Origin of the sequence: Flavonifractor sp. An306, from assembly GCF_002159455.1 — a bacterium.
In the GTDB taxonomy this organism is placed as follows: domain Bacteria; phylum Bacillota; class Clostridia; order Oscillospirales; family Oscillospiraceae; genus Flavonifractor.
Genome location: NZ_NFIQ01000031.1, coordinates 36,712 through 43,075, shown reverse-complemented (window position 1 = coordinate 43,075; position 6,364 = coordinate 36,712). Strand labels below are relative to the sequence as shown.

Here is a 6,364-nt window from a genome sequence, read left to right as displayed (position 1 = left end):
ACCCCCGGCCCGCTGGACGTGGTATATGAGGACGGGGACCTGCTGGTGGTCAACAAGGCCCCCGGCCTGCCGGTCCATCCCGGCCCCGGCCATTATTCCGATACTCTTTGTAATTACATTGCCCATTATTACAAAATATCCGGCATTTCCGGGGACATCCACCTGGTCCACCGGCTGGATAAGGGGACCTCCGGGCTGATGGTGGTGGCCAAGCACCCCCATGCCCAGGAGCGGCTGAAGCTCCAGCTTCACACACCCGCTTTCCGCCGGATCTATCTGGCGGTGTGCGACGGCACGCCGGAACCGCCCCAGGGGGTGGTGGACGCCCCCATCGGCCGGGTCCCCGACTCCCTCATCGCCCGGCGGGTGGATCCGGCGGGCCAGTGGGCCCGCACCCGGTATCAGGTGCTGGAGACCGTCCGCGGCCGCAGCCTGGTGGAGCTGGAGCTGGACAGCGGCCGCACCCACCAGATCCGGGTCCATATGGCCTATCTGGGCTGTCCCCTCACCGGGGACTTTCTCTACGGTACGGAGGATCAAAGCCTGATCACCCGCCCCGCCCTCCACTCCGCTCAGCTCTTTCTGGCCCACCCGGTCACCGGGGAGGGGCTGCGCTTCCAGCTCCCCCTGCCGCCGGACATGGCGGCCCTGCTGGGCCGGTAAAGGTCACACTCCTGTCAGATCGAAGGGGGGAATATACTCCGAGTGTGCGGCCTCCACCCCCTGGGCAAAGCCCTCCAGCCCCAGGTCGGCCATGTACTGCTCCGCAGCTCTGGCCTCAGAGGGGCGCACCCGCCGGTTGAGCTCGGGAACCTCTGCCGCCCGCCCCCAGGGGATGTACTGGCTCATCAGGGAAAAGAGCACCGTCCCAGGCGCAAACTCTTCCCTCACCCAGTCCATCACCCGCTTGGCCTCCGCCAGTTTTCCCGGCAGCAGCAGGTGGCGGATGATAACTCCCCGTTTTAAAAGCCCATCTTCATAACAATACGGCCCGGTCTGCCGCACCATTTCCACGATGGCGGCCCGGGCCGTTTCCGGATAATCGGCGGCGCCGGAGTACCGCCCGGCGTACTCCGGGGTGTGGTACTTGTAGTCCGGCAGATAGATCTGCACCTTTCCCTCCAGGGCCCGCAGGGTCTCCACCCGGTCGTATCCGCCGGAGTTCCACACCACCGGCACCGGCAGGGGCTCCTGCAGGGCCTGGAGCACTACATGGGCGTAGTGGGTGGGGTTGACCAGGTTGATGTTGTGAGCGCCCTGGCCGATGAGATCAAAAAAGATCTCCCGCAGGCGGGAGACCGTGATGGGCTTGCCAAAATCCCGGTGGCTGATCTGCTCGTTCTGGCAGAACACGCACCCCAGGGAGCAGCCGGAAAAAAAGACTGTACCGGAGCCGTTTGTCCCAGAGACAGGCGGCTCTTCCCATTTGTGGAGGGCGGCTCTCGCCACCACCGGGGCCTCCGGCATCCGGCACAGGCCCTGCCCCTCGGTTTCGGTGCGGACCGCCCCGCACTGCCGGGGACAGAGATTGCAGATCATGTTGATTGCTCCTTTCCTGTTTTCAAAAGAGGCGATGCCTCCAGCGGGTCAGGTGGCGCAAGTGCCCCTCCGGGGGGTACATCCAATAGGGGGGCCCGCAGGCCCCCCTGATTGGTCGTTTCAAGGGGTGGGGTGTTGGGGCGGGGGAAATCGAAATCCCCCGCCCTGACTGGCCTTTGCCCACTTTCGGCCAGTCGAAAGTGGGCCGCCGGAGGCACGTTGCCTCTGAAGCAGGCAAATCTATTTCCAGACTTCCCTTCGCTGGGTACGGCCCATGAGCCAGTCCACGGACACGTCGAAGAAGTCGGCGAGCCGCAGCAGCGTATCATATTTTGGCTTTCTGCCCAGTTCCAGGTCCTGGTATCCCCGGGGGGAGAGTTCCACTTCCCGAGCCACTTCGGCCTGGGTCAAATTGCGCTCGCTGCGCAAGATCCGAATTCTGTCAGCAAACATAGCTTCCCCCTTGACACGTAATAAACTGCGTGTTACCATCATAACACACAGTCAACTGCGTATTATGGAGGTATTCTCATGTCTCTCACCATGGAACTGCTCTACCACTATTTTGTCGGCCCGCCGCAGCCGGACCGCTGGCCGGAGGAGCTGCAGAGCAATCCCGCCGCCGGTCACGGCATGTATTCCTTTGAGCAGGGTTTCCGTCTGGGCCTGCTCCTGGCGGTAGAGTCCCTGGGTCCCGACTTACTGGGGCCCTAGGTTGCCCTCTTTCCAGTGCTTGCGGCACAGGCCGATATACTTATCGTTGGCCCCCAGCACCACCTGCTCCCCCTCTTTGAGTACATGTCCGTTCTCGTCGAACCGGGCGTTGCACAGGGCCTTTTTGCCGCACCAGCAGATGGTCTTGACCTCCTCGATCACGTCGGCGGAGGCCAGCAGCTCCGCCGAGCCGGGGAACAGATCCCCCTTGAAATCGGCTCGCAGGCCGTAGCAGATCACAGGGATGTTCCAGTCGTCCACCAGGTCGGTGAGGTAGCGCACCTCTTCCCGGCTGAGGAACTGGGCCTCGTCCACGATGATGCAGGCGTAAGGCTTGAGCTGCCTGGGGGTCATCTCCATCAGCTCGGAAAAATAGATGCAGGGATGGCTCAGCCCCGCCCGGGAGGCCACAAACCGGGCCCCGTCCCGCTGGTCGATGGCGGGCTTCACCAGCAGGGCGTCCTGTCCCCGCTCCTCGTAGTTGTAGCGCACCATCAGGGCGTTGGCCGTCTTGCTGGAGCCCATCACCCCATATCGAAAATAGAGCTTTGCCATACTTCCTCTCCTCCTAACCGCTGTTCCACCGCGCTCTGGAAGGCCCGGAAGGCGTTGGGGACGGCGTAGGTCCCCTCCAGTTCCTCCCGCCCGGCCCATACCCAGCCCTCGGGCAGTTCCTCTCCTCCGGCGTATACAATCAGCGACTTCATCCGCCACTCTATATGGGTAAAAATATGCTTGCCCGCCGGGCCGTCCTCCAGCCCCTCCGCCTCCACCGGGCAGGGGGCGGGGGAGAGCTCGTTGGGGTACTCCCACAGCCCCGCCAGCAGGCCTTTTTTCGCCCGCCGACGCAGGGCAACCCTGTTTTGGTGGAAAATCAGAAACACCGTCCGCTCCTCCACCCGCCGCTCCTTCTTGGCGGCCTTGACGGGCAGCTCGCCGGTGCGCTCGGTCAGACGGGCCACGCAGAAGTCCCGGGCGGGACACTGGGCGCACAGCGGCGCTCCGTTGGGCAGGCAGACGGTGGCTCCCAGCTCCATCATGGCCTGGTTGAAGTCTCCCGGGGCCCGGACGGGCATGATCCGCCGCAGGGCCTCCCCCACGGCGGTTTTGGTCTGGGGCTTCGTGATGTCCCGCTCGTCTCCGGTGAGCCGGCTCACCACCCGCAGCACGTTGCCGTCCACCGCCGGGACGGGGATGCCGAAGGCAATGGAGGCGATGGCCCCGGCGGTGTAGTCCCCCACGCCGCAGAGGGCCCGAATGGTTTCATAGGTGTCCGGAAAGACGCCGCCGTGCTCCTCCATGATCTGCCGGGCGGCTTTTTGCAGGTTGCGGGCCCGGTTGTAGTAGCCCAGCCCCTGCCACAGCTTGAGGAGCCTGTCCTCCTCCACTCCGGCCAGATCCTCCACTGTGGGCAGTTCGGCCAGAAACCGGCGGTAGTAATCCAGCACCGCCGCCACCCGTGTCTGCTGGAGCATGATCTCGCTGAGCCACACATGGTAGGGGGTGGGATCGCTGCGCCAGGGGAGCACTCTGGCGTTTTCCTGATACCACCGGAGCAGCGGCACCGGCAGTTGCGCAAGGGGTTGCAAGGTGTATCCCTCCGTCCTGATCCAGGCCCGGAGGCCTGTGCTGGCCCCATTATATAATGTCCTGTCCATTTTTTCAATGCGGGAAAAATCCGGGAGAAGGCTTGTACTTTCCCCACAAATCCAGCTATAATAGAAACTGGAATTTTGTCGCCTTTTGGCGCTTGCACAAACCAGGGGGAATACAACATGGATGCCGTCCGCCGCGCCCTTCGGGGATTTCCCGCGCTATTTTGCAGCCGGTTAAAGGGAGCTTTTCCCACAATCTTCTTTTATATCTTACAATTTCTGCTGGTCAGCGTGCTTTTCGGGCAGCGGTACATCATCGTCATCACCTGCTCCACCACCCTGTTCCAGCTCCGGCATAAGCAGTACAACAGCCCCTGGGACTATACCCGCATGTTCCTGGTATCCCTGCTGCTCTGCCTGCTGGCCTATGCCGCCACCCGGAACGTGGTCCTGTGCGTGCTGCTCAATCTGGCGGTTCCGGTGGTTCTGGTGTTCTGGAAGAGCAGCCAGTTTACCCCCAAGGGGTACCTGGGCTTTGCCATGACCTTCGTGTTTCTGGAGCTGGGCCCCCACGCCGGAGGAATTTCCCACTCTGTTTCTCGCCACGCTATTCTGCTCTGTCCTGCTGCTTCCCGCCCTGGCGCTGCACGCCCGGCTGTCCCCTCAGGCCCCAGACCCCGCCAAACAGCTGGAGGCCTCTCTGCTGCGGCTGTCCCGGCTGCTGGAGCGGCTGGCCCGGGAGGGAGACGACGCCGCCGCCCGGAAGGAGCTGTACGACGCCGCTCAAACCTTCCACCTGATGGGACATAACCGCCGCCGGATGTTCCGTCTGCCCGACCGGGAGCGGCGGTACTACCACCTGTTCGCCCTGCTGTTCCAGCGGGCCTCCTATCTGGTCACTGACGAGGCCGCCTGGCTGGAGGCCCGCCAGAATCCCGCCTTTCCCCAGGTGATGGATACCCTGTCCCGGCTGATCCGCCGCCTGCAGGAGACCCGTGACCCCGCCGGGCTGGAGGAGCTGGCCAGAGAGGTGCAGGAGCTGCTGGACCGTTCGGAGCTGCCCCAGGGCCGGCTGCGGATCTTCTACCGCAGCGTGCTGCACATGCTGCTGCTCCTGTGCCGGGAGCCGCTCTCCGCCACCCGTCCCCCTTACCGCCTCCCCTCCCGGCGGGAGCTGTGGATGGGCCTGCGGCAGCGCCTGTCTCCCGAGAGTTTTGAATTCCGCTTTGCCCTGCGTCTGGCGGTGGTGCTGTCGGTGAGCTGCACCGTCAGCTTCCTGTGGGACTTTGAACACACCTACTGGTTTCCCCTCCACGCCTTTCTGCTGCTCCAGCCCAGCTATGAGGAGAGCGCCCACCGCATGGTGACCCGCCCGGTGGGCACTGCCATCGGCTGTCTGCTGGTCCACCTGGTCTACCACTATCTGCCCGGCCTGCCCGGGGTGTTCGTGTTCTCCCTGGCGATGATCGCCCTGATGTACTGCTGTACCCCCGGCACCTGGGTACACCCCATCTTCTCCACCTCCTTCGCCCTCACCATGGCCACCCTCACGGTGGAAAAGACCGAGGCCATCCAGCTGCGCCTGCTCTATCTGGCTATGGCGGTGGCTCTGGTGCTGGTGGTCAACCGGTTCCTGCTGCCCAGCCGGCGGGACCAGCAGTTTACCCGCAATCTCCGCTCGCTGTTTTACCTTCAGTCGGTCTATTGGGGCGTAGTAGGCCGCAGCCTGCGGGAGCCGGTGGACCCGGCCCTGTTCAGCGAGCTGCTCTCCCAGTTCCATATGGTACACCATGAGGCCTCCGCCTATATTGCCCAGCTGCCCCCGGAGGAAGGGGCGGGCTACCACACGCTGCAGCTGACCATGTGGAATATGTTCTCCAAGCTGGAGCAGATGGAGTGTCTGGTGCAGACCGGCGCCCTGACGGAAGCGGAATACCGGCCTTTGGGGGAGCTGGCCGCCGCGCTCCGCCTCCGGCTCTCCCCGCCCCAGGAGAGTCTGGCCGCCCTCACCGCGGACGGGCTGCCCGCCGGGGAGCTGCGGGGCATGGCCCAGCGCTATCTGGAAAACACCCGTCTCCTCCTGACCGCCCTCCCCCATATGTAAAAAAACAGGACGCCCCGGGCGTCCTGTTTTTTTACAATTGAAGCTGCTGCTTCAGCGCCTGGGCCAGCTGGTCGGGGCAGGAGGTGGCCTTGTGGCCGCACCTGATCCCGTCCAGCCGCCGCACCACTTCCTCCACCGGCATTCCCTCCACCAGCCGGGCAATCCCCTGGAGATTTCCGCTGCAGCCTCCGGTCACCTTCAGGCTGCGCACAATGCCGTCCTCCACCTGAATGTCCATGCGCTGGGAGCATACCCCTCTGGGCCGAAATTCCATGTTCATGGTTCCACCGCCTTCTCTTTTTCATCGTGTCAGGCAGTATCATAGCACACCTGGGACAGGATTGCAATTTCTCCGGCTTTTGTGCTATAATGACAAACAGCGTATCTCAGTTCTCCTATTGGAAACGTCGGT

The 6,364-nt window shown here is 63.6% G+C and carries 9 protein-coding genes; 4 read left to right on the top strand and 5 right to left on the bottom strand.

Going from position 1 to position 6,364, the window contains the following annotated elements; translation table 11 throughout:
* Positions 1-663 (top strand): RluA family pseudouridine synthase (locus tag B5F88_RS09515; protein ID WP_087344925.1); only part of this gene is annotated, 663 nt, incomplete at its 5' end.
* Positions 664-666: 3 nt separating this feature from the next.
* On the opposite strand, the gene B5F88_RS09510 is transcribed toward B5F88_RS09515, so the two are convergent.
* Both B5F88_RS09510 and B5F88_RS09505 read right to left on the bottom strand, forming a co-directional pair.
* A complete protein-coding gene (locus tag B5F88_RS09510; RefSeq protein WP_087344922.1) occupies positions 667-1,539 on the bottom strand; it encodes a 4Fe-4S cluster-binding domain-containing protein in 873 nt (290 codons plus the stop codon).
* Between the two features lie 240 nt (positions 1,540-1,779).
* Positions 1,780-1,992: a helix-turn-helix transcriptional regulator gene (locus tag B5F88_RS09505; RefSeq protein ID WP_242959716.1), complete on the bottom strand. Its 213-nt coding sequence runs from the start codon at positions 1,990-1,992 to the stop codon at positions 1,780-1,782.
* A 78-nt stretch (positions 1,993-2,070) separates the two neighbouring features.
* On the opposite strand from B5F88_RS09505, the gene B5F88_RS09500 reads away from it, so the two are divergent.
* On the top strand, positions 2,071-2,253 hold the full coding sequence (locus B5F88_RS09500) for a hypothetical protein (RefSeq protein WP_087344914.1): 183 nt from the start codon (positions 2,071-2,073) through the stop codon (positions 2,251-2,253).
* Here B5F88_RS09500 and B5F88_RS09495 read toward each other — a convergent pair.
* Positions 2,239-2,808, bottom strand: a complete 570-nt coding sequence (locus B5F88_RS09495; protein WP_087344911.1) for a thymidine kinase — start codon at positions 2,806-2,808, stop codon at positions 2,239-2,241. The two genes, B5F88_RS09500 and B5F88_RS09495, sit on opposite strands and share 15 nt — an antisense overlap.
* Positions 2,778-3,842, bottom strand: coding sequence for an A/G-specific adenine glycosylase (mutY, locus tag B5F88_RS09490; RefSeq protein WP_087344908.1), 1,065 nt, complete (start codon positions 3,840-3,842; stop codon positions 2,778-2,780). Before mutY ends, B5F88_RS09495 begins: the two co-directional genes overlap by 31 nt.
* Positions 3,843-4,028: 186 nt before the next feature.
* Here mutY and B5F88_RS21365 point away from each other — a divergent pair, with 186 nt between their 5' ends.
* Positions 4,029-4,658, top strand: a complete 630-nt coding sequence (locus tag B5F88_RS21365) for a hypothetical protein (RefSeq protein ID WP_242959715.1) — start codon at positions 4,029-4,031, stop codon at positions 4,656-4,658.
* Complete coding sequence (locus B5F88_RS09485; protein WP_242959714.1) at positions 4,648-5,952, top strand: FUSC family protein; 1,305 nt, start codon at positions 4,648-4,650, stop codon at positions 5,950-5,952. Before B5F88_RS21365 ends, B5F88_RS09485 begins: the two co-directional genes overlap by 11 nt.
* 31 nt (positions 5,953-5,983) lie before the next feature.
* Here B5F88_RS09485 and B5F88_RS09480 read toward each other — a convergent pair whose 3' ends face one another.
* The gene (locus B5F88_RS09480; RefSeq protein ID WP_087344905.1) at positions 5,984-6,232 is read right to left on the bottom strand and encodes a TIGR03905 family TSCPD domain-containing protein; all 249 of its coding nucleotides are present in this window, start codon (positions 6,230-6,232) and stop codon (positions 5,984-5,986) included.
* Positions 6,233-6,364 lie beyond the last annotated feature (132 nt).

Excerpts from the sequence above, each read along its gene's own strand:
- B5F88_RS09480 (WP_087344905.1), bottom strand. The coding sequence starts at position 6,232 with ATGAACATGGAATTTCGGCCCAGAGGGGTATGCTCCCAGCGCATGGAC.
- B5F88_RS09510 (WP_087344922.1), bottom strand. The coding sequence starts at position 1,539 with ATGATCTGCAATCTCTGTCCCCGGCAGTGCGGGGCGGTCCGCACCGAA.
- B5F88_RS09495 (WP_087344911.1), bottom strand. The coding sequence starts at position 2,808 with ATGGCAAAGCTCTATTTTCGATATGGGGTGATGGGCTCCAGCAAGACG.
- B5F88_RS21365 (WP_242959715.1), top strand. The coding sequence starts at position 4,029 with ATGGATGCCGTCCGCCGCGCCCTTCGGGGATTTCCCGCGCTATTTTGC.
- B5F88_RS09500 (WP_087344914.1), top strand. The coding sequence starts at position 2,071 with ATGTCTCTCACCATGGAACTGCTCTACCACTATTTTGTCGGCCCGCCG.
- B5F88_RS09505 (WP_242959716.1), bottom strand. The coding sequence starts at position 1,992 with ATGTTTGCTGACAGAATTCGGATCTTGCGCAGCGAGCGCAATTTGACC.
- B5F88_RS09485 (WP_242959714.1), top strand. The coding sequence starts at position 4,648 with ATGGGACATAACCGCCGCCGGATGTTCCGTCTGCCCGACCGGGAGCGG.